The organism is Pelomonas cellulosilytica, from assembly GCF_021353265.1.
Lineage (GTDB): Bacteria > Pseudomonadota > Gammaproteobacteria > Burkholderiales > Burkholderiaceae_C > Pelomonas > Pelomonas cellulosilytica.
In genome coordinates this window covers 251,379-272,882 of sequence record NZ_JAJTWU010000004.1, presented here as the reverse complement: position 1 = coordinate 272,882, position 21,504 = coordinate 251,379, and the positions used below count along the sequence as shown (strand labels likewise).

Below are 21,504 nucleotides of genomic sequence, written 5' to 3'. Positions count from 1 at the left end.
GTATTTGTTGTGGTCGATTGGTGAAAACGCTTGGTGTACACGGGTTAACCCTTGGTATTTGGCTGAAATCCGGTCGCTTTTGCGCCACTCTAGGGTTTACGCAAGTTTGGTCGCAAATCTAGTTTTGATACAAACATGGCCAAGGCAAGACGTACTTGGCTGCCAGGACCGCGCGGGACAAGCGCGGACGCAGCGCGGGGCCGGCCGTTTTCCAATAACCCGAGGAGACTTCCATGAGCATCGACAAGCACGCGTGTGGCGCCGCGCCGACGCAGGCCACCTTCCGCATCCGTCCTGTGGCCGTCGGCTGCGCGCTGCTGATCGCGGCGGCCGCTGTGTCGGCACAGCAGCAGACCCAGCAACTGGAAACCGTGACGATCACCGGTATCCGCAAGGGCATCGAGGCCGCGATCTCGGTCAAGAAGAACGCCGACAACATCGTCGAGTCGGTCTCGGCGGAAGACATCGGCAAGCTGCCCGACGTCAGCATCGCCGAGTCCATCGCCCGCCTGCCGGGCCTGTCGGCCCAGCGAGTGGCCGGCCGTGCCCAGGTCATCAGCGTGCGCGGCCTGTCGCCCGACTTCGCGACGTCGCTGCTCAATGGCCGCGAGCTCGTCAGCACTGGCGACAACCGCTCGGTCGAGTTTGACCAGTACCCCTCCGAGCTGCTCGCCGGCGTCAACGTCTACAAGACGCCCGACGCGGGTCTTGTCGGCCAGGGCCTGTCGGGCACCATCGACATGAACTCGGTGCGCCCGCTGAACTTCGGCAGCCGCGTCGTCGCGTTGAACGTGCGCGGCCAGCGCAACTCGTTGGGTGCCGCCGCGGGCGCCAAGGCCACCGGCAACCGTTTCAGCGCCAGCTACATCGACCAGTTCGCCGATCGCAGCTTCGGTCTCGTGCTGGGCTACGCGCACCAGGAGACGCCGGTGCAGGAAGAGCAGGTTGGCCTGTACGAGCCCTGGTCCAAGTTGGGCGATGGCTCGCGCCCGGGCGTCGCGGCCGGCACCTATTACTCGGACGGCATCAAGGCGCTGCGCCGCACGGGCATCACCAAGCGCGACGCCTTCCTGGCCACCGCCGAGTTCCGCCCGACGAAGGACTTCACGAGCGTGGTGGACTACTACCACACGAAGGCGCACCAGGAAGACACGGCGAACCAGTTCGAGGTCAACCTCAGCGGCTACAACGGCAACTACACGCCGGGCCTGAGCATCACGTCGCCCGTCGTCAACGGCAACAACACCTTTGTCGGGGGCACCGCCAGCGGCCTGTATCCGCTGGTGCGCGGCATGTACAACGACCGCCACGACACGATCGACGCGTTCGGCTGGAACAACAAGCTCAAGTTGGCGGGCGGCGGTTCGCTGACGGCCGACGTGAGCTATTCCAAGGCCGATCGCGAGGAGGTCAGCCTGGAGAACAACGCCCAGCTGCCGCCCGTCGGCAGCACCGCGCCGCTCGACACGCTGAAGTTCAACTTCGCTACCGGCTCGTTCCCGACGCTGGTACCCACGCTGAGCTACGCCGATCCGACCAAGCTCTTCCTGCGCGGCACGATCTACGGCTCCGGCTACGGCAAGACGCCCAGCGTCAAGGATGAGCTGAAGTCCATCAAGCTGGCCGGCAACTTCCCGCTGCCGGAGTCGATGAAAGGGCTGTTCCAGGATGTCGACGTCGGCCTGAACTACGCCGACCGTTCCAAGAAGAAGCACCAGCCCGAGGGCAACATCAACGTCGGCTCACAGGGCGACACCGCCATTGCGAGCGACCTGCAGTACGCGCCGGTGGACCTGAGCTTCGCCGGGGTCGGGATGATCCCCGCGTGGAACGTGCCGGCCGCCGTGGCCAAGTACATGACGTTCAACCCAAGCGAGACCAGTGCGCCCTACCTGATCCCGAAGGCCTGGAACGTCTACGAGAAGACGACCACCGCCTTCGTCAAGGGCAACATCGACAGCGAATGGGCGGGCCTGCCGGTGCGCGGCAACCTGGGCCTGCAGGTGGTGCGCACGGATCAGTCGTCCACGTCCAACTACTGGGACAGCAATGCACCCAGTGGCAGCAACGTGAAGCTCAGCGCCAACGGTAAGGTGCGCACCGACGTGCTGCCCAGCCTGAACCTCGCGTTCTCGCTGGCCGACGACCAGACGCTGCGCCTGGCCGTGGCGCGGCAGATGGCCCGCCCGCGCGTGGACCAGCTGCGCTCGGGCATCGAGTTCGGCGTGGACACGGCCACCGGCAAGCCCGGCGCCAGCGGCGGCAACCCCAAGGCCGACCCGTGGATCGCCAACGCCTTCGACGTGTCCTACGAAAAGTACTTCGGCACCAGGGCCTACGTGTCCGCTGCCGCTTTCTACAAGGATCTCAAGAGCTACATCTACACGCAGAAGGTGGATGGCTACGACTTCAGCGAGTTCATCAAGGGCTACACCCCGCCGACGAGCTGCGGCTCCACGAAGGACCAGCAGTGCCCGGCCGTGCTGCCGACCGGCACGTTCACCGCACCGTTCAATGGCCAGGGCGGCAAGCTGAGCGGCGTGGAGCTGGCGGCCTCGCTGCCGCTGGAGCTGGTGTCGCCCAGTTTGAAGGGCTTCGGCATCCAGGCCAGCGCCAGCTTCACGCACAGCAGCATCAAGATCAAGGACCCCGAAAGCGCCTCCAGCGTGGGCGATGGCGACATCGCGCTGCCGGGTCTGTCCAAGCAGGTCTACAACCTGACTGCCTACTACGAGATCAACGGCTTCGAGGCCCGCATTAGCCAGCGGCGCCGCTCCGACTTCATCGGCGAGATCGGCAACTTCAACGGTGCCCGCACGCTGCGCTATGTCGTCGGCGAGAACATCACCGACGTGCAGGTGGGCTACAACTTTGCCGACACGAGCAGCTTCAAGGGCCTGGGTCTGCTGTTCCAGGTGCAGAACCTGACCAACGCGGCGTACAAGACCTACGCCAGCACGAAGGACCGCCCGCTGGAGTACATCAAGTGGGGTCGCATCTTCCTGCTGGGCGCGAACTACAAGTTCTGATCGCCCGCCGCACCTGGGCAGTGCTAGCGTGAGACCCTTGCCGGATTGTTCCGGCAAGGGTCTTTTCCGTTTCAGCGAGGCGCCCGCCTGCCATGCCCCATCCCCTGATCCGCGACATCGTCATCGTCGGCGGCGGTACTGCCGGCTGGATGACTGCCCTGGGCCTGGCCACGGTCGTGGGCGACCGCTACCGCATCCGGCTCGTCGAGTCCGACGAGATCGGCACCGTCGGCGTGGGCGAGGCAACCATCCCGCTGATCCAGCGCTTCAACCGCATCGTCGGGCTGGACGAGCGCGAGTTCCTGCGCGAGACGGGCGGTACCTTCAAGCTGGCCATCGAGTTCGTCGACTGGGGCCGCGTCGGCGAACGCTACATGCACGGCTTCGGCCGCGTGGGGCAGGACCTGTGGACGGTGGGCTTCGAGCAGTACTGGCACCGCATGCGCAGCCTCGGCCGCGCGCGGCCACTGGGTGAGTACGCCATCGCCCAGGCCGCCGCGCGCGCCAACCGCTTCATGCCGGCGCGGCGCGAGCCGGCGAATTCGCCGCTGGCCGACATCGCCTACGCGTATCACTTCGACGCCGCACGCTATGCCCGCTACCTGCGCCGGCTGGCCGAGGCCCGCGGCGTGCAGCGCCGCGAGGGGCGCATCACGCACGCGACGCTCACTCCGGCGGGCGATGTGGACGCCGTCGTGCTGGCCGGCGGCGAGCGCATCACCGCCGACTTCTTCATCGACTGTTCCGGCTTCCGGGCGCTGCTGATCGAGGAAACGCTGAAGACCGGCTTCGATGACTGGAGCCGCTGGCTGCCCTGCGACCGCGCCGTCGTCGTGCCCTGCGAGCCGGTGCGCCCGCTGACGCCGTACACGCGCTCGACTGCGCACCGTGCCGGCTGGCAGTGGCGCATCCCGCTGCAACACCGCACCGGCAACGGCCATGTCTACAGCAGCGTCCACATGAGCGATGACGAAGCGACGGCGACGTTGCTGTCCCACCTGGACGGCAAGGCGCTCGGCGAGCCCCGGCAGCTGCGCTTCAAGGCCGGCATGCGACGCCAGGCCTGGCATCGCAACGTCGTCGCCATCGGCCTGGCGGCCGGCTTCCTGGAGCCGCTGGAGTCGACCAGCATCCACCTCGTGCAGCAGGCCATCCAGCTGCTCATCGACTTCTTCCCGGACCGCGGCTTCAGTACCGCCGATGTGGCCGCCTTCAATGCACAAAGCCGCTTCCACTGGGAGCGCATTCGCGACTTCATCGTGCTGCACTACCACGTCAATAGACGCGACGAGCCCTTCTGGCGCGATGGCGCCGGCATGGCGGCGCCGGACACTCTGCGCGAGAAGCTCGAGCTCTACCGCAGCCATGGCCGTGTACGTCGTGTCGACGGCGAGCTGTTCACCGAGACGGCCTGGCTGCAGGTCTTGGCCGGGCAGGGGTTGCTGCCCGAGGGCTTCCACCCGCTGGCCGCGCTGCAGCCTGAGGACAGCGTGCACGCCTATCTGGAGGCGGTGCATCGCGCCGTGCACGCAGGCGTGGCACAGATGCCCGACCATGCCGATTTCCTGGCACGCCTGGGCCTGGCCTGAGCGCTGCGTGATTGCGCGGGCGTGCACGGGCCTTTCGGCTACATTGGTCCATCTGGGGCTCGCTTGCTGTGACACGGCCCCGACCTGGCTTGCTTGAAGCGCCACTGGCGGAAGCGTCGCCCTTGACGGGACAAGTCCTTGTGTGGAGTTGTCGGTCATGCCTTCCAGAATTCCGGTCCCCGATGCCGAGGACGCAGGCGACGCTGCGCTAGCGGCTCCGGACACCCCGCATCGCGAGCGCGCCGAGCTGCAGCGCCAGGGGGCCAAGGCGGCGCTCCGCGGCGAAGCGCTCGCCGCCAACCCGATGCTCGATGCGATCAACCGCCCGCTGACGACGGGCGAAAGCGAGTCCGTGTGGGCCGCCCGGCGCGACGACTGGGAGCGCGGTCACAGCGCGCAGCAGGACGCCGGCGCCATGCCCGCTACCGCGGTGGCCGGCAGTGCCGCGGAACTGAGGGCCCGGGACGAGGCGCTGTTCGGCGTCACGCGGGTGCTGACATTCAGCGGCGCCCGCGGGTTGTCGACCGCGAGCGGCTTCTTTTTCGAGCACGACGGGCGGCTCTTCCTCGTCACCAGCCGCCACGTGCTGTTCGATGCGCCCACCGCCCATGCGCCCGACCGCATCGAAATCGATTTGCACACCGACGCCAGGGACCTCACACGGCTGGCGCGGCTGTCGATCCTGCTGCACCGCGACGGCCTCAGCGTGTGGCACGAGGCACTTGACAGCGGCGGCGTCGTCGATGTGGCCGCCGTCGAGTTGGACCGTCAGGCGCTGCCCGTGGACGCGGTGCTGAGCGCCTTTGGGCCGCAGCACCTCGCCGCCGGGTTCGACCTGTTCGATGTGGGCGACCGGCTCGTCATCCCGGCGTTCCCGCTCGGCTTCTTCGACACGGTGCACCAGCTGCCCGTCGTCCGGCAGGCCAGCGTGGCGTCCTGCTACGGCGTGCGCTTCCAGGGCCTGGGCTACTTCCTCACCGACGGTCGCATGCACCGCGGCTGCAGCGGCGCGCCGGTGCTGGCGCGTGTCGACGCGCCCGCGGCGGGCCGCTCGCGGTGGTGCCTGCTGGGCGTGCATTCCAGCCGCATGGACATGGCCACCCGCGACCCGGTGCTGGACGAGCAACTGGGCCTGAACTGCGCCTGGTACGCCGATGTGCTGATGACGCTCACCGCCCACTCCCGTCAGGCCCAGTCATGACCCAACCCCTGCTTCAGGCCGCCGACCTGCGCGGCGCCGCGCGGCTGACGACGGATGCCGTCGCCGGCCTGGCCAGCCTCGTGGAGGCGATGCATGCACGTGTCCTCGACACCCCCGGGCTCGGCGGTGCCGGCGATGCCGGGCGCACTCGGGGCCTCACCGGTCTGGTTTACCAGACGGTGCGCGGCGTCACGCGGCTGGCGGGCGGCAGCGCCGAGGCCTTGCTGGGCTGGCTGACGCCAGCGCTGGGCGCGGCGGATGCGCAACTGGCGCCGCGGCCCGAGCGCGAGGCGCTGCTGGCGTCGCTCAACGGCGTGTTGGGCGACCACCTGGCCAGCACCGACAACCCGCTGGCCATTTCGATGCAGTTCCGCCATGAAGGCCGGCCGCTGCCGCTGGACCGCCATGCGTTGCGCAGCCGCCTGCCGGACGCCGGTCCCAAGCTGCTCGTGCTGCTGCACGGCCTGTGCATGAACGACCTGCAGTGGCAGCGCAGCGGGCATGACCACGGTCAGTCACTGGCCCGCTCCCTGGGCTACACGCCCGTCTACCTGCACTACAACACCGGCCTGAGCGTGTCGACCAACGGCCGCATCCTCGCGCAGCTGATGGAGGGTCTCTACAGCGTGTGGCCCGTGCCGGTCGAGCGGCTGACGCTGATCGGCCACAGCATGGGCGGGCTGGTGGCGCGCAGTGCCATCCACCACGCGGGGCTGCTGCAGCGCAACAACCCTCGCTGGGTGGCCCGCGTGAACGACCTCGTCTGCCTCGGCACGCCGCACCAGGGCGCGCCGCTGGAGAAGGCGGCGCACGGCCTGGATGTGCTGCTCGCCGCCACGCCGTATGCCGGCCCGCTGGCGCGCATCGGCAAGGTGCGCAGCGCCGGCATCAACGACTTGCGCCAGGGCAACGTCGTTCGGGCACCAGCAGACGGGGAAGGCGCCGGGCGCGGTGAGCGGGTGGGGCTGCCGGCGGGGACGCAGTGCTTCGCAGTGGCTGGCAGCCTCGGTCCGGAGCCTGGCAACCTGAAGGCGGCGCTGCTGGGCGACGGCCTTGTATCGGTGGCCAGTGCACTGGGCCAGCACGAGGACCCGGATCGCCGCCTGGACTTCGACCCGGACCGGCAGGCGGTGGTGCACGACACGGGGCACCTGGCGCTGCTGTCGAGCTCGGCGGTCGACGACCTGCTGCAGCGCTGGCTGCGCTGATGGAACACCGCAGGCGGGCGCGCCCGCGCAGCTATGGCGCCTCGCCGGGCTGCAGCCACAGCTCGCGGCGCTTGAGCGGCGTCTCGGGTGGCAGCAGCGGGTTGCGCAGCTTGATCACGCGGCCCGGCGATACCGGATGCGCATTGAGCACGGCACCGTAGAACTCGCGGTGCAGGCGCTGGAAGCTGCCGTCTGTCACGGCCGCCTCCAGCCCGCCCAGCAGATCGGCTGCCAGCTGCGGCCGGTGCGGGCCGACGAAGAGATAGGCTGCGGCCGGGTAGTGCAGCATCAGGTCGGGCGCAATGGCCAGCTCCGGATGGAGGTTGCGGGCCACCTCGGCATCGATTTCCAGGATGGAACGCGGGAAGTAGTCGATGCGGCCGGCGGCCAACATGCGGAACAGGGCGTCGTAATCGCTGCTCGTGCCCACCTGCAGCCCGTTGGCGCGCAGGATGGTGGTGTCCGGCCAGTCGTGGCCCTGGCCGGCCAGCCGGCCGCGGAGTTCCTCGAGGCCGGCCACCTGCGCCCAGGCGTCCAGTTCAGCGCGCCGCACCAGCAGCAGTCGCCAGCCGAGCAGGCCGCGGTCGATCGGTATGCGCACCGGCAGCAGGCCGCCGCTCTCGCGCTGCCTATCGGTCATTGTCCACATCAGGTCGACGGGGCTGCTGCCGGTGGCCAGTTCCACCAGCGTGCGCCCCTGTGTCATGTCGAGATTGACGAAGCGGATCTCGCGCCGGACGCCCGAGCGGCGAAGTGCCAGCTCGATGATGCGACGCACATAGGCCAGCTGCGGGTCCGGCATGCTGACGTGACGCGGCATGCGAACGACGTTTGGCTCGGCGGCGGTGCCGGGCTGGCCGGCCAGCAGGCAGGGCAGCGTCAGCAGGTCGCGGCGGCGCAGGAACGGCGGAAACGTGGGCATCGGCCCGCATCATGCGCCAGCCTGCCCGGCCGCCGGGCTGGCATCAACCCCGATGCCGCTCAGGCATGCGGGTAGCGGCGGGGCAGTTCAGCCCTTCACGCCGCCCGCTGTCAGACCCGAGACGATCCAGCGTTGGGCGAGCAGAAACACCGCCGTGATTGGCAGCCCGGACAGCACGGCCGCTGCGGCGAAGTCGCCCCATAGGAAACGCTGGTCGTGCAAGAAGTATTTCGACCCGACGGCGAGCGTGAGGTTGCCTTCCTCGCGCAGCAGCACGCTGGCCACCGGGTACTCGATGATTGTGCCGATGAAGGCCAACACGAACACCACCATCAGGATCGGCACGGCCATGGGCAGCAGCACGCGCGAGAAGGCCTGCCAGTGCGTCGCGCCGTCGACCTTGGCGTTCTCCTCGATCTCGACGGGAATCGTCTCGAAGTAGCCCTTGATCGTCCACACATGCGTGCCGATGCCGCCGAGGTAGGCGAGCACGAGGCCGGCATGCGTCTCGATGCCCAGCGCCGGCACGTAGTTGCCGATGGTCTCGAAGATCGCATAGATGGCCACCAGCGCCAGCACCGGCGGGAACATCTGCAGCAGCAACATGCCGTTGAGCACCGGCTTGCTGAAGCTGAACTTCAGCCGCGCGAAGGCGTAGGCCGCGGTTGTCGAGATGGCGACGATGAGGAAGGCCGAGGCGGTCGCGACTTTGATCGAGTTCCACAGCCAGGTCAGCACGGGGAAAGGGGGCTGCACGAGGCTGCCGTCGGCCGCCTGGTAGGGGATGCCCAGCGCCAGCTGCCAGTGCTCCAGGCTGATCTGCGTCGGGATCAGGCTGCCGGTGGCGAAGTTGCCGGGCCGCAGCGAGATCGAGACGACCGCCAGCAGCGGGAAGAGGGTGATGGCGATGAACACCCACATCACCGCGTGGGCGGCGAAGGAGCGCCAGCGGGCTTGCTTGCCGAGGACGATGGCCATTGGGTTTACCTCTGGGCTTTGGCGGACAGCCGCAGGTTGATGAGCGACAGCGCCGCGACCAGGAAGAAGATCAGCGTCGAGATCGCCGCGGCGAGGCCGAAGTCGGAGCCTGAGTCGCGGAAGGCGATGCGGTAGGTGTAGCTGACGAGGATGTCTGTCTGGCCCGCGGGTAGCTTGGTGGACAGGAAGTCCGGCCGGCCATCGGTCAGCAGCGCGATCAGCACGAAGTTGTTGAAGTTGAACGCGAATGCGCTCACCAGCAGCGGCGCCAGCGGCCTGATGATGAGCGGCGCAGTGATCTTCAGGAAGTTGGTCGCCGGGCCGGCACCGGCCAGCGCCGAGGCTTCGTAGAGATCGGCCGGGATGGACTTCAGCAGCCCCGAGCACAGGATCATCACGTAGGGGTAGCCCAGCCAGACGTTGACGATGACCAGCATGGTCTTTGCCAGGAACGGGTCCGCGAACCACGCTGGCTTGACGCCCACCAGCGCGTCCAGGATGGCGTTGATCTCGCCGAAGTTCTGGTTGAACAGGCCCTTGAACACGAGGATGGAGATGAAGCCCGGCACCGCGTACGGCAGGAACAGCAGCGTGCGGTAGGTGGCGCGGAACTTCATGCCCTCCCAGTTCAGCATCACGGCGAACAGCATGCCGATAGCCGTGGCGAAGAACACGGTCAGCGCCGAGAACATCACGGTCCACGTGAAGATGGACAGGAAGGGGCCGCGGAACTCCGCGTCGAACAGCATGCGGGCGTAGTTGCCCACGCCGATGAAGGCCTTGAAGCCGGGCTGCAGTGTCTCGACGCTGCCGTCGGCCTTGCGGGCCTCGAAAAAGCCGGTATCGCGGTTGGGCTTGAAAGCGATGCCGTCCGCGGCGCGCGTCAGGCTGTCGTCGGCGTTGGCCGTCCATTGCGGCTTGATGGGGCCGAACTCGCGCAGGCCGAGGTAGTGCAGTTCGGTCTTGTCGGGCAGCACCAGCACCAACTTGGCGAGCGCGTCGCGGTGCCTGATGAGCTCGGGCAAGGGCAGGGCGGTACCCGACGCCGTCGTGGCGTCTGCGGCGCTCATGTCGACGTGCAGATCCTTGCCGGCGCGCAGCGCCAGCGGTGGCGACACCCAGCGCGGCACAGCGTCGCCGTCCGCGTTCAGCACGAGGCGGTACTCGGCGCCTCTGGCGTGCAGGCTGTAGCCGAGCACCTGGTCTTCGACGGCGTCGTGCTGCTCCAGCAGGTACTCACGCACGCGGCTCTCGCCGAGCAGGTGGGTGCTGGAGTAGTTTGTGAAGCCGATCTGCGCCGTGTAGACGAGCGGGAAAGCGATGAAGATCAGCATGCCGGCGAGGCCGGGGAACAGGTAGCGCCATGCGAAGCCGCCGCGGCTGAGATACACGTAGAAGCCGGCCGCGAGCAGCACCAGCAGGCCCGTGGCCCAGGCGACCTGGCCGGTTGTGTAGACGACGAAGACGAAGTACAGCGCGCCGACGACGAGCGCCGCGACGGCGGGCCAGTACAGCCACCTTGCTAGCAGTCCGGTCAGTGTCGGTGGCAGCGTCGAGTAGCTGCCTTGTCCGAGCATGGAAGTGGTGGCAGCGTTCATTTGTTCAGCAGCATCCGTGCAGCGGCGCCGTCCAGCGCATCCTTCGGGGATTGAAGTCCGTTCGTGATGGCCTCGAGCGCCGCGTCCATCGCGGTCCAGAAACGGCCCACCTCGGGGATGTTGGGGATGGGCGCGCCGTTGCGGGCGTTGACCATGCTCGCCGCGATCAGCGGGTTGACCGACAGCTCTGCGTAGAAGGCCTTGTTGGCCGGCACGCCGATGGGCACGTCGGCATCGAGCACCTTCAGCGCCTCGGGGCGCATCAGGTGGTTTTCGATGAACTCCTTGGCGATGTCCTTGTTCTTGCTGGGCGCCGAGATCATGCAGCCCAGCACGCCGACGAAGCTCTTGCTCGGCTTGCCTGGCACGACGGCCGGGATGGGGGCGACGCCGAAGTCGATCCTGGCTCGCTTGGCGTTGTCCCAGGCCCAGGGGCCGGAGATCATCATGGCAACCTCGCCGCGGGCGAACGCGGATTCCATCTCGGCGTAGTTGGCGCCCTTGGGCATGTGGCCGCCCTTGATGAGGCGGTCGATGACTTGTGCGCCGGCCAGCGCGCCGGCGTTGTTGACGTCGACCTGCCGCGGGTCGAAATCGCCCTGCGCATCACGGCCGAAGATGACGCCACCGGCGCCGGCCATCACCGGCCAGCTGAAGAAGCTTTTGTTGTAGTGCCAGAGGATGGCGTGCTTGCCCTGGCTGACGAGCTTCTTGTCGAGGCCGATCACCTCGTCCCACGTGGCGGGCGGCTTGGAGACCAGGGCCTTGTTGTAGATGAGCCCAGTCGTCTCGATCGCCAGCGGATAGCCCCAGATGCGGCCGCGGTAGGTCATGGCCGCCCAGGCCTGGTCTTCGACCTCGGCCTTCAGCTTGGCCGACGGACGCAGCGGCGTCAGCAGGCCGGCCTTGGCCCATTCGCCGACGCGGTCGTGCGGCCAGCAGAAGATGTCAGGCCCTTTGCCGGCGCCGGCGGCCTGCTGGAACTTGTCGGTCACGTCCACCGGGTGTTCGACGACGACCTTGACGCCCGACACCTTCTCGAACGCGTTGCCCACCTTCTGCAGGCCGTTGTAGGCCTTGTCGCCATTGATCCAGACGAGCAGCTTGGGTGTTTCGGCCAGCGCCGGTGCCAGGGTCAGCGCCGCCAGCAGCGCGAGCCACTTCACGAGGCGAGCTCCGGCGCGGCGAGCCGGCGCAGCGCGCGGCCGTTGGCATCGAACACATACAGCGCCTCGGCCGGCAGGTGCAGCTCCAGCGCCTGGCCGCTGCGCAGCCGGTCGACGCCGTTGCGGCCCTCGAACTGGCAGGTCAGCGGTTCGTCCAGGCCTGGGTAGGGGCAGTAGGCGAAGGTGAGCCCGCCGAGCGATTCGACGAAGGCGACCTTGCACTGCAGTATGTTGCCCATGCCACCGAGGCGCACGTGCTCTGGCCGCACGCCGACAGTCACCGGGTCACCCACGGCGGCAGCGCCAGCATCCACCAGCGCGCGCAGCACGACCCCGCTGCCCGCCAGCTTGACGGCCACATGGCCGGCCTCGATGGCTGCCAGTTCTCCGGCGATGAAGTTCATCTTCGGGCTGCCGATGAAGCCTGCGACGAACAGGTTGCGCGGATGCTCGTACAGCTCCAGCGGCGACCCGACCTGCTCCACCTGGCCCGCCGACAGCACGACGATGCGGTCGGCCAGCGTCATGGCCTCCACCTGGTCGTGCGTCACGTAGATCATCGTGGTCTTGAGGTCCTCGTGCAGCTTGGCGAACTCGTATCGCATGCGCACGCGCAGGGCTGCGTCGAGGTTGGACAGCGGCTCGTCGAACAGGAAGACATTGGGCTTGCGCACGATGGCGCGACCGATGGCGACCCGCTGGCGCTGGCCGCCGGACAGGTCCTTGGGCTTGCGATCCAGCAAATGCTCAATATGGAGGATCTTTGCAGCCTCGCGCACGGCTGTCTCGATTTCCGCCTTGGGCACCTTGGCCAGCTTCAACCCGAATGCCATGTTGTCGAACAGGTTCATGTGCGGGTAAAGCGCATACGACTGGAAGACCATGGCAATGCCGCGCTCGGCCGGCGGCACGTCGTTGACGACGCGGCCGCCGATGGTCAGCTCGCCGCCGGTGATCTCTTCCAGGCCTGCAATGGAGCGCAGCAGCGTGCTCTTGCCACAGCCCGATGGCCCGACGAACACCATGAACTCGCCGTCGCGGATCTCCAGGTCGATGCCGTGGAGGATGCGTGTGTCGCCATAGGCCTTCTGCACGCCGGTGAGTCGAACGTCTGCCACTTCCTGACCTTTCTGTGCCTGGCGCTGCGCGCCGGCCTTGTCTCTTGTCGTTGGCCGCTAAATTCACGCATTTTGGCGGTCCGTGTAGACAATATACAGTCACGAGTTCCACATGGACAACGGCGACAACCCGCATGAAAACCAACGAATGCATTAAAGATCAATGGCTTGTGTTCGTTTGAGGGTTTTCCAGATGTAGTCAAACTACACAAGCTGTCTGGCGTCGCCGATACTTCGGCCGTCGCTGCCGTCGAGTAGCATCTTTGGCCCCCGTCGCTGGGGCCCGGCATTTCATGTCCCTGTCGATCCGCCCCAGCCCCGAGCTGCCCTTGCAACGCCATCCTCTGGCCGCTCCCGCGATGAAGAAGACCAACGCCCTGACCACCGAAGACCAGGCCCTGCGTGCGGCCTTTGAGAGCGCCTACGAGCGCGAGCTGTCGCAGTCGAGCCATGGGCCCACGCCCCAGGCCGCGCTGCATGCTGCAGCCCTGGCCTGTCGGGAGACGCTGGCCCGGCGCTGGGCCGCGACGCAGGCGCAGGATGCGCGGCGCGGTGACAAGGCGCCGACCCGTCGTGTGCATTACCTGTCGATGGAATTCCTGATGGGCCGGGCGCTGTCGAACGCGTTGTCGGCGCTCAAGCTCACTGACCCCCTGCAGGCCAAGCTGTCCCAGCATGGCATCGAGCTGGGCGACGTGCTCGAGCGCGAGCCGGATGCGGCGCTGGGCAACGGCGGCCTGGGCCGCCTGGCCGCCTGCTTCCTGGACTCATTTGCCGAGCTGGAGCTGCCGTCCTTCGGCTACGGCCTGCGCTACCGCTATGGCACCTTCGCGCAGGTCATCAGCCAGGGCCGCCAGCTGGAGCAGCCCGACGACTGGACGCGCGACAGTCCGGCGTGGGAGCTGCCCCGCCATGACGTTCGCTTCCATGTGGGTTTCGGTGGCCGGGTGGAGGCGGATGCTTCCGGCGTGCGCCGCTGGCTGCCCGCCGAGGAGATCGAGGCGCAGGCCTTCGACTTCATCGTGCCCGCTCACCACGGCGACCGCGTCTCCACGCTGCGCCAGTGGCAGGCCACGGCCGCGCCGATCGCGTTCAAGCCGTTCTGCGAGGGTGACTATGCCCGCGCTGCCCGCCACCAGGTGCTGGCCGACGCGCTGAACTGGGTGCTCTACCCGGACGACTCGACGGAAGCCGGCCGCGAGCTGCGCCTGAAGCAGGAGGCCTTCCTCGTCAGCGCGTCGCTGCAGGACCTGGTCGAGCGCCATCTGCGCGAGTTCGGCAGCCTGCACAACCTGGGCAAGACCAACGCCATCCACCTGAACGACACCCACCCGGCGCTGGCGCCGGCCGAGCTGATGCGCCTGTTGCTGGACGAGCACGGCCTGGGCTGGGACGAAGCCTGGAGGATCACGCGCCAGGCGGTGGCCTACACCAACCACACGTTGATGCCCGAGGCGCTGGAAACCTGGCCGGTACGCATGTTCGAACAGTTGCTGCCGCGCCACCTGGAAATCATCTACGAGATCAACCAGCGCTTCCTGAACGAGCTGCAGGTCCGTTTCCCCGGCGACAACGCGATCGCCTCGCGCGTGTCGCTGATCGACGAAGGCCACCACGGCGGCGAGCGTCGCGTGCGCATGGCGTCGCTCGCGCTGGTCGCGTCGCACCGCGTCAACGGCGTAGCGGCGCTGCACTCTGAGCTGATGGTGCAGACCATCTTTGCCGACTACGCCCGCATCTGGCCGGAGCGCTTCCACAACGTCACCAACGGCGTCACGCCGCGGCGCTGGCTGCAGCAGGCTAATCCGCTGCTCTCTGGCCTGCTGGACGGCCGTATCGGCGACGGCTGGCGCAGGAACCTGGCCGAGTTGGGTGAGCTCAGCACCCTGGCGGCCAACCGCGAGCTGGGCGAGGAGTTCCTGGCCGTCAAGCGCGCCAACAAGGAGCGGCTGGCCGGGGTGATCCGCCGCGAGCTGGGCCTCTCGGTCAATGTCGACAGCCTGTTCGACATCCAGATCAAGCGCATCCACGAGTACAAGCGCCAGCTGCTGAACCTGCTGCACGTCATCGCCCGTTACCAGGCGATCCGCGACAACCCTGACGCTAACTGGGTGCCGCGCACGGTCATCATCGCCGGCAAGGCCGCCTCGGCCTACCAGATGGCCAAGAACATCGTGCGCCTGGCGCACGACGTGGCGCGCGTCATCAACAGCGACCCGCGTGTGGGCGACAAGCTCAAGCTCGTCTTTCTTCCCAACTACAGCGTCACGCTGGCCGAGAGCATCATTCCGGCGGCCGACCTGTCCGAGCAGATCTCGACGGCCGGCACCGAGGCTTCGGGCACCGGCAACATGAAGTTCGGCATGAACGGCGCGGTCACGATCGGCACCTGGGACGGCGCCAACATCGAGATGGCCGAAGCCATGGGCGTGGAGAACATGTTCGTGTTCGGCCTGCGCGCCGACGCCGTCGCCAGAATCAAGCAGCTGGGCTACGACCCGCGCCTGTACGTCGAAGAGAATCGCCAGCTCAAGCGCGTCATCGACGCCATCTCGGCCGGTGTCTTCAGCAATGGCGACACCGAGCGCTACCGGCTACTCGTCGACAGCCTGCTGCATCGCGACGTGTACCTGCTGATGGCCGATTTCGCCGACTACGTCGCCACCCAGGCCAAGGTCGACCAGCTGTTCGCCGACCGGGCTGCCTGGGCCGAACGCGCGCTGCGCAACATCGCCGGCATGGGCCCGTTCTCGTCCGATCGCACGATTGCCGAGTACGTGGACCGTGTCTGGTCCCAGAAGACCTTGAACGACTGATGATTCCTGAAGCCGACCTCGACGCCCTGCTCGCCGGCCGCCACGCCGACCCCTTCTCCCGGTTGGGCCTGCACGCGGACGACGCCGGTCGGCTGTGGGTGCGCGCGCTGCTGCCCGGCGCGGCAACGGTCGCGCTGGTGGACACGGCCAGCGGCAAGCGGCTGGTGGACCTGGGCGAGCGGCGCCCCGGCTTCTTCGAGGCGCAGGTGCCGCGGCGCAAGCACCGCTTCGACTACCGGCTCGCGGTCAGCTGGGCCGGGGGCGGGGAGGGCGCGTCCTCGATCGCATCCGAGGGCCTATATGCGGACCCCTACGCGTTCTACCCGCAGCTCGAAGAGCGCGAGCTGCAGGCCTTTGCCGAGGGCCGCAACTTCCGACCGTGGCTGAGCCTCGGCGCCCACGTCGTGCAGCATGGCGATGTGCGCGGAGTGCGCTTTGCCGTCTGGGCGCCGAATGCGCGACGAGTCAGCGTCGTCGGCAACTTCAACAACTGGGACGGCCGTCGCCATCCCATGCGGCTGCGCCACCAGGCCGGCGTGTGGGAAATCTTCGTGCCGCACGCGACCGAGGGCGACCTCTACAAGTTCGAGATCGTCAATGGCGTCGGTGCGCTGCTGCCGCTGAAGGCCGACCCCTACGCCCGGCAGGCGCAGCTGCGGCCCGACAACGCGAGCGTCGTCGCGCCGCTGCCCGAGCCGGCGAAGCTGCCGCGCCAGCGCGAGCGTGCCAACCAGCGGCATGCGCCCATCAGCGTCTACGAGGTGCATGCCGCGTCGTGGCGCCGCGGGGTGGCGGGCGACTTCCCGACGTGGGACGAACTCGCCGCCGAGCTGCCGGCCTACGCCGTCGACATGGGCTTCACGCATGTGCAGCTGATGCCCGTTACCGAGCACCCGTTCGACGGCTCCTGGGGCTACCAGACGCTGGGCCTCTATGCGCCGAGCGCCCGCTTCGGCCCGCCGGAAGGCTTCGCCCGTCTCGTGAAGGCCTGCCATGACGCAGGCCTGGGCCTGCTGCTGGACTGGGTGCCCGCGCACTTTCCGATGGACGCGCATGGGCTGGCGGAGTTCGACGGGACGCGGCTCTACGAGTATGCGGACCCGAAGGAAGGCTTCCACCGTGACTGGAACACGCTGATCTACAACTTCGCCCGCACGGAGGTGCGCGAGTTCCTGATCGGCAGCGCGCTGTACTGGATCGAGCGCTGGGGCGTGGACGGCCTGCGCGTGGACGCCGTGGCCAGCATGCTCTACCGCGACTACTCGCGGCCCGCCGGCGAGTGGATTCCGAACCTCCGGGGCGGCCGCGAGAACCTTGAAGCCATTTCGATGCTGCGCGAGATGAACGAGCATGTCGGCGAGATCTCCGGCGCCGTTACCGTGGCTGAGGAGAGCACGAGCTTCCCCGGCGTCTCGTCGCCCACCTACGCGGGTGGCCTGGGCTTCCACTACAAGTGGAACATGGGCTGGATGAACGACACCTTGCGCTACATGGCCGAGGACCCGATCAACCGCCGCTGGCATCACGACAAGATGACCTTCGGGCTGATCTACGCGTTCAGCGAGAACTTCATGCTGCCGATCTCGCACGACGAGGTCGTGCACGGCAAGGGCAGCATGCTGGCCAAGATGCCCGGTGATGACTGGCAGAAGTTCGCCAACCTGCGCGCCTACTACGGCTTCATGTGGGGTCACCCGGGCAAGAAGCTGCTGTTCATGGGCCAGGAGTTCGCGCAGCGCAACGAGTGGAACCATGCCGAGGGGTTGCCGTGGGGCCTGCTGGAGGACGACCGCCACGCTGGCGTGCAGCGCCTCGTGCGCGACCTCAACAAGCTCTACCGCGAGCACAGCGCGCTGCACCGGCTGGATTGCGAGGCCGGCGGCTTCGAGTGGATCAGCGCGCACGATGCCGAGCATTCCATCTACGCCTGGGTGCGGCGCGACGGCACCGGCCGCATGGTGGTGGTCGTCGTCAACATGACGCCGGTGCCGCGCGAGGGCTATTCGCTGGGCGTGCCCGACGGCGTGACCGCGTGGAAGGAAGCGCTGAACACCGACTCGGCGTACTACGGCGGCAGCAACATGGGCAACGGCGTTGCCGCGGCAGGCCTGCCGGTGCAGGCGCAACCGGCGCATGGGCGCCGGCTGTCCATCACGATCAACCTGCCACCACTGGCGACGCTGTTCTTCACCCCGATCTGACCTGCGTGCCCGCAGCCGTACCGCATGCCGCAACTTCCCGACCTTCAACCCGGCTGGCATGAGCCGCTCGGCGCGCTGGCGCGCGACGGCGGCGTGAACTTCGCCGTGTTCAGCGAGAACGCCACGCGCATCGAGCTCTGCGTGTTCGACGGCGAAGGCCAGCGCGAGCTGCGCCGCTACGCGCTGGACGGCCCTCACGACGGCGTGTGGCACGGCTTCTTGCCGGGCGTTGGACCCGGCCTCGTCTACGGTCTGCGGGCGCACGGGCCATATGAGCCTGCGCAAGGCCACCGCTTCAACCCGCGCAAGCTGCTGCTGGACCCGTACGCCCGCGAGATCGTCGGTCGCTTCGGTTGGCGGGCCGAGCACCATGGCTATGAGCTGGGCCACCCTGACGGCCCGCGGTCGATCGACCATCGCGACAACGCCACGCAGGCGCTGAAGGCCCGCGTCGCACCGCCGCCGAGGGCGGGCGAGCGCCCGGCCAGGCCGCGCCGCGCGCCGGCCGATGTCGTGCTGTACGAGGTGCACGTCAAGGGCTTCTCCAAGCTGCTGCCCGGCGTGCCGGAGGAACTGCGAGGCACCTATGCCGGCCTGGCGCACCCCGCAGCCATCGCTCATTTCAAGCGGCTGGGCGTCACGACGCTGTCGCTGCTGCCGGTGCACTACTGCATCGACGAACCCCACCTCGCCGAGCGCGGCCTGCACAACTTCTGGGGCTACAACACGCTGGGTTTCTTTTGCCCCGACCCGCGCTGGGCGCAGGCGGCCCACCGGCAGGACCCCACGGCCGCCGCGGCCGAGTTCCGGCAGATGGTCGACGCGTTGCATCACGCCGGGCTGGAGGTGGTGCTGGACGTTGTCTATAACCACACGCCCGAAGGCAACGAGTTCGGCCCGACGCTGTCGCTGCGCGGGCTGGACAACAAGACCTATTACCGGCTGGTGGCCGGTGACTGGGGCCGCTACGAGAACCTGACCGGCTGCGGCAACACGCTGCACTGCTCGCACCCGCGGGTGACGCAGTTCGTGCTGGACTCCCTGCGGTTCTGGGTGACCGACCTGGGTGTGGACGGCTTCCGCTTCGACCTGGCACCGGTGCTCGGGCGCAGCTCGCAGGGCTTCGACCCCAACGCCGCGTTCTTCACCGCGCTGCGCCAGGACCCGGTGCTGGCCGGTGTCCACCTCATCGCCGAGCCCTGGGACGCCGCCTACGACGGGTACCAGGTGGGCCGCTTCCCGGGCCGCTTCCTGGAGTGGAACGACAAGTTCCGCGACACGGTGCGCAGCTACTGGCTGGGCGTCGGCGCCAGCCGCGGCGAGTTCGCGCGGCGCTTCACGGCGTCCAGCGACGTGTTCCACCACGGCCAGCGCCAGCCCATGGCGTCGATCAACTTCATCGCCGTGCACGATGGCTTCACGCTGGCCGACCTGACGAGCTACAGCGCCAAGCACAACCAGGCCAATGGCGAGGACAACCGCGACGGCCGCGACGGCGAGCTGTGCGCCAACTTCGGCGTCGAAGGTCCAACCGACGATGCTGCCATCGCCGCCGCCCGCGACCGCGTGCGCCGCGCGATGCTGGCCACGCTGCTGCTGGCCCAGGGCACACCCATGCTGTGTGCGGGCGACGAGATCGGCAACAGCCAGGGCGGCAACAACAATGCCTACTGCCAGGACAACGAGACCACCTGGCTCGACTGGGCCTGTGCCGATGACCGGCTGACCGGCCTCGTGGCGGCGCTGCTGGCGCTGCGCTCGCAGGAGCCGCTGCTGCGCCACCCGCGCTGGTTCGCCGCCGGGGCGGGCGAGGCCAGCATCGCCTGGTATGCGCCCAGCGGCCACGAGATGACGCCCAACGACTGGCACGACGCCGGCCAGCGCGCGTTCGGCGCCCAGTTGCGCGAGGCGGGTGCCGCCGCGCCGCGGCTGATGATCGTTTTCAACCCCGACGCCGAACCGCTGCCCTGCCTGCTGTGCAACGGGCCGTGGCAGCTGGTGCTCGACAGCAGCGGCGAGTCCGCCGCGCCTCTCATCCTCCCCGGCCAGCCGCTGAGCGTGCCGGGCCGCTCCCTCGTCGTCTTGCGCCACGTATGAACCTGAACGACCGCACCTCCGGCGTGCTGCTGCACATCACCTCGCTACCCGGGCCGCACGGCATGGGCGACTTCGGGCCCGACGCCTATCGCTTCGTCGACTGGCTGGAGTCTGCAGGGCAGGGCATCTGGCAGCTGCTGCCGACGACGCCCATCGGCCCCGGCGACAGCCCCTACCAGGGCGTGTCCGCCTTCGCCGGCAGCCCCTGGATGGTGGCGCTGGAGCCGTTGATCGCCAAGGGCTGGCTGGCCCCGCCGCAGGTGCCGGACTTCGACGCTGGTCGCGTCGATTACGGCCGCGTCACGCCGTGGCGCGAGCAGCAATTGCGCGCCGCGGCGCAGGGTTTCTTCGCCCGTGCCACGGCCGCCGACCAGGCCGCCTTTGCCGCCTGGTGCAAGGCCCAGCAGAGCTGGCTCGACGACTACGCGCTTTTCATGGCCATCCGTTCGCCGCTGAACGGCCAGCCCTGGTGGCTGTGGGACGACGGCCTCAAGCGCCGCCAGCCCCAGGCGCTGGCGCAGGCCCGCCAGCAGCATGGCGGCGAGGTCGCGTTCTGGCAGTTCGTGCAGTGGCAGTTCGACGCGCAGATCGGTGCGCTGAAGGCCTACGCCAACGAGCGCGGCGTGCATCTGATGGGCGACCTGCCCATCTTTGTCGCCCATGACAGCGCCGACTGCTGGTCGCGCCCCGACCTGTATTTCCTCGATGAGGACTTTCAGACCACCGTCGTCGCCGGCTGCCCGCCCGATGACCTCGGGCCGCTGGGCCAGCGCTGGGGCAACCCGCTGTACCGCTGGGACCGCATGGCCGCGGAGAACTACGCGTGGTGGACCGCGCGCATCCGCCGCGCGTTGAGCCAGGCGGATGTCTTTCGCATCGACCACTTCCGAGGCTTTGCCGGCTACTACGAGATCCCCGCCGACAGCCCCGACGCGCGCCGCGGTGAATGGAAGACCGGCCCCGGCATGCCGCTGTTCGACGCCATCCGCCAGGCTCTCGGCCCGCTGCCCATCGTGGCCGAAGATCTCGGCTTCATTACCGACGACGTGCACGAGCTGCGCGACGGCTGCGGCTTCCCCGGCATGAAGATCCTGCAGTTCGGGTTCGGCGGCGAGGGTGACCACGAGTTCCTGCCACACAACTGGCCCAGGACGTCGGTCGCCTACACCGGCACGCACGACAACGACACCGTGCGCGGCTGGTGGAACGCCGCCAAGCCACGTGAGCGCGCCTTCGTCGGCTCCTACCTCGCCTGCGGTGAGCACGACATTCACTGGGCCATGATCCGCGCCTGCGCCAACTCGGTGGCCAACATGGCCGTCTACCCGCTGCAGGACGTGCTGGGCCTGGGGTCCGAGCACCGAATGAACGTGCCTGGCGTGCTGGGTGGCAATTGGGGCTGGCGCTTCCGATGGGACATGCTGGGCCATGAGCCGGCGCGGGTGCTGGGCCTCATCACGGCCGCCGCCGGACGAGGGCCATTCGACCTGCTGAAGCTGCCGGACTGACCCGCTCCTCGGGCTGGTTCGCGGCGCGCTTTGCTCGCCGTCCATCGTCCATGGGATGCGAGCGTGATGGCGC

At 68.2% G+C, this 21,504-nt stretch carries 13 protein-coding genes; 8 read left to right on the top strand and 5 right to left on the bottom strand.

The window, feature by feature from the left end:
- Nucleotides 1-233: 233 nt before the first annotated feature.
- The 4 genes from LXT13_RS12270 to LXT13_RS12255 all read left to right on the top strand — a co-directional run bounded on the left by LXT13_RS12270 (nucleotide 234) and on the right by LXT13_RS12255 (nucleotide 7,027).
- The gene (locus tag LXT13_RS12270) at nucleotides 234-3,029 is read left to right on the top strand and encodes a TonB-dependent receptor (RefSeq protein ID WP_233372215.1); all 2,796 of its coding nucleotides are present in this window, start codon (nucleotides 234-236) and stop codon (nucleotides 3,027-3,029) included.
- A 92-nt stretch (nucleotides 3,030-3,121) separates the two neighbouring features.
- Nucleotides 3,122-4,618: a tryptophan halogenase family protein gene (locus LXT13_RS12265; protein ID WP_233372214.1), complete on the top strand. Its 1,497-nt coding sequence runs from the start codon at nucleotides 3,122-3,124 to the stop codon at nucleotides 4,616-4,618.
- A 157-nt stretch (nucleotides 4,619-4,775) separates the two neighbouring features.
- Complete coding sequence (locus tag LXT13_RS12260; RefSeq protein ID WP_233372213.1) at nucleotides 4,776-5,819, top strand: CrpP-related protein; 1,044 nt, start codon at nucleotides 4,776-4,778, stop codon at nucleotides 5,817-5,819.
- Nucleotides 5,816-7,027, top strand: coding sequence for an esterase/lipase family protein (locus LXT13_RS12255; RefSeq protein WP_233372212.1), 1,212 nt, complete (start codon nucleotides 5,816-5,818; stop codon nucleotides 7,025-7,027). The genes LXT13_RS12260 and LXT13_RS12255 overlap by 4 nt, the downstream gene beginning before the upstream one ends.
- A gap of 31 nt (nucleotides 7,028-7,058) precedes the next feature.
- Here the strand turns inward: LXT13_RS12255 and LXT13_RS12250 are convergent, their stop codons facing one another.
- The 5 genes from LXT13_RS12250 to LXT13_RS12230 all read right to left on the bottom strand — a co-directional run bounded on the left by LXT13_RS12250 (nucleotide 7,059) and on the right by LXT13_RS12230 (nucleotide 12,809).
- Nucleotides 7,059-7,949: a transporter substrate-binding domain-containing protein gene (locus tag LXT13_RS12250; RefSeq protein WP_233372211.1), complete on the bottom strand. Its 891-nt coding sequence runs from the start codon at nucleotides 7,947-7,949 to the stop codon at nucleotides 7,059-7,061.
- Between the two features lie 87 nt (nucleotides 7,950-8,036).
- On the bottom strand, nucleotides 8,037-8,927 hold the full coding sequence (gene malG / locus LXT13_RS12245; protein ID WP_233372210.1) for a maltose ABC transporter permease MalG: 891 nt from the start codon (nucleotides 8,925-8,927) through the stop codon (nucleotides 8,037-8,039).
- Nucleotides 8,928-8,932: 5 nt separating this feature from the next.
- Entirely contained in the window at nucleotides 8,933-10,525 is a 1,593-nt protein-coding gene (malF, locus tag LXT13_RS12240; protein WP_233372209.1) for a maltose ABC transporter permease MalF, read from the bottom strand.
- Nucleotides 10,522-11,691 (bottom strand): maltose/maltodextrin ABC transporter substrate-binding protein MalE, encoded by a 1,170-nt coding sequence (malE, locus tag LXT13_RS12235; RefSeq protein WP_233372208.1) that lies wholly within the window; start codon nucleotides 11,689-11,691, stop codon nucleotides 10,522-10,524. The genes malF and malE overlap by 4 nt, the downstream gene beginning before the upstream one ends.
- Nucleotides 11,688-12,809: an ABC transporter ATP-binding protein gene (locus LXT13_RS12230; RefSeq protein WP_233372207.1), complete on the bottom strand. Its 1,122-nt coding sequence runs from the start codon at nucleotides 12,807-12,809 to the stop codon at nucleotides 11,688-11,690. Before LXT13_RS12230 ends, malE begins: the two co-directional genes overlap by 4 nt.
- Nucleotides 12,810-13,168: 359 nt before the next feature.
- Here LXT13_RS12230 and LXT13_RS12225 point away from each other — a divergent pair, with 359 nt between their 5' ends.
- Genes LXT13_RS12225 through malQ form a run of 4 tightly spaced genes read left to right on the top strand, consistent with a single transcriptional unit; the run spans nucleotide 13,169 to nucleotide 21,431 of the window.
- A complete protein-coding gene (locus LXT13_RS12225; RefSeq protein WP_419964673.1) occupies nucleotides 13,169-15,625 on the top strand; it encodes a glycogen/starch/alpha-glucan phosphorylase in 2,457 nt (818 codons plus the stop codon).
- Nucleotides 15,625-17,826 carry a 1,4-alpha-glucan branching protein GlgB gene (gene glgB, locus LXT13_RS12220; RefSeq protein ID WP_233372205.1) on the top strand — a complete coding sequence of 734 codons (2,202 nt, stop codon included), beginning with the start codon at nucleotides 15,625-15,627 and terminating at the stop codon, nucleotides 17,824-17,826. The genes LXT13_RS12225 and glgB overlap by 1 nt, the downstream gene beginning before the upstream one ends.
- A gap of 24 nt (nucleotides 17,827-17,850) precedes the next feature.
- Complete coding sequence (glgX, locus tag LXT13_RS12215) at nucleotides 17,851-19,923, top strand: glycogen debranching protein GlgX (protein WP_233372204.1); 2,073 nt, start codon at nucleotides 17,851-17,853, stop codon at nucleotides 19,921-19,923.
- A complete protein-coding gene (malQ, locus tag LXT13_RS12210; protein WP_233372203.1) occupies nucleotides 19,920-21,431 on the top strand; it encodes a 4-alpha-glucanotransferase in 1,512 nt (503 codons plus the stop codon). Before glgX ends, malQ begins: the two co-directional genes overlap by 4 nt.
- Nucleotides 21,432-21,504: the final 73 nt, after the last annotated feature.

Bases quoted from the DNA above. Each gene is read 5' to 3' on its own strand.
- LXT13_RS12255 (WP_233372212.1), top strand. From the start codon at position 5,816: ATGACCCAACCCCTGCTTCAGGCCGCCGACCTGCGCGGCGCCGCGCGG.
- malF (WP_233372209.1), bottom strand. From the start codon at position 10,525: ATGAACGCTGCCACCACTTCCATGCTCGGACAAGGCAGCTACTCGACG.
- LXT13_RS12260 (WP_233372213.1), top strand. From the start codon at position 4,776: ATGCCTTCCAGAATTCCGGTCCCCGATGCCGAGGACGCAGGCGACGCT.
- glgB (WP_233372205.1), top strand. From the start codon at position 15,625: ATGATTCCTGAAGCCGACCTCGACGCCCTGCTCGCCGGCCGCCACGCC.
- LXT13_RS12270 (WP_233372215.1), top strand. From the start codon at position 234: ATGAGCATCGACAAGCACGCGTGTGGCGCCGCGCCGACGCAGGCCACC.
- LXT13_RS12250 (WP_233372211.1), bottom strand. From the start codon at position 7,949: ATGCCCACGTTTCCGCCGTTCCTGCGCCGCCGCGACCTGCTGACGCTG.
- LXT13_RS12225 (WP_419964673.1), top strand. From the start codon at position 13,169: ATGAAGAAGACCAACGCCCTGACCACCGAAGACCAGGCCCTGCGTGCG.
- glgX (WP_233372204.1), top strand. From the start codon at position 17,851: ATGCCGCAACTTCCCGACCTTCAACCCGGCTGGCATGAGCCGCTCGGC.
- malQ (WP_233372203.1), top strand. From the start codon at position 19,920: ATGAACCTGAACGACCGCACCTCCGGCGTGCTGCTGCACATCACCTCG.
- LXT13_RS12265 (WP_233372214.1), top strand. From the start codon at position 3,122: ATGCCCCATCCCCTGATCCGCGACATCGTCATCGTCGGCGGCGGTACT.
- malG (WP_233372210.1), bottom strand. From the start codon at position 8,927: ATGGCCATCGTCCTCGGCAAGCAAGCCCGCTGGCGCTCCTTCGCCGCC.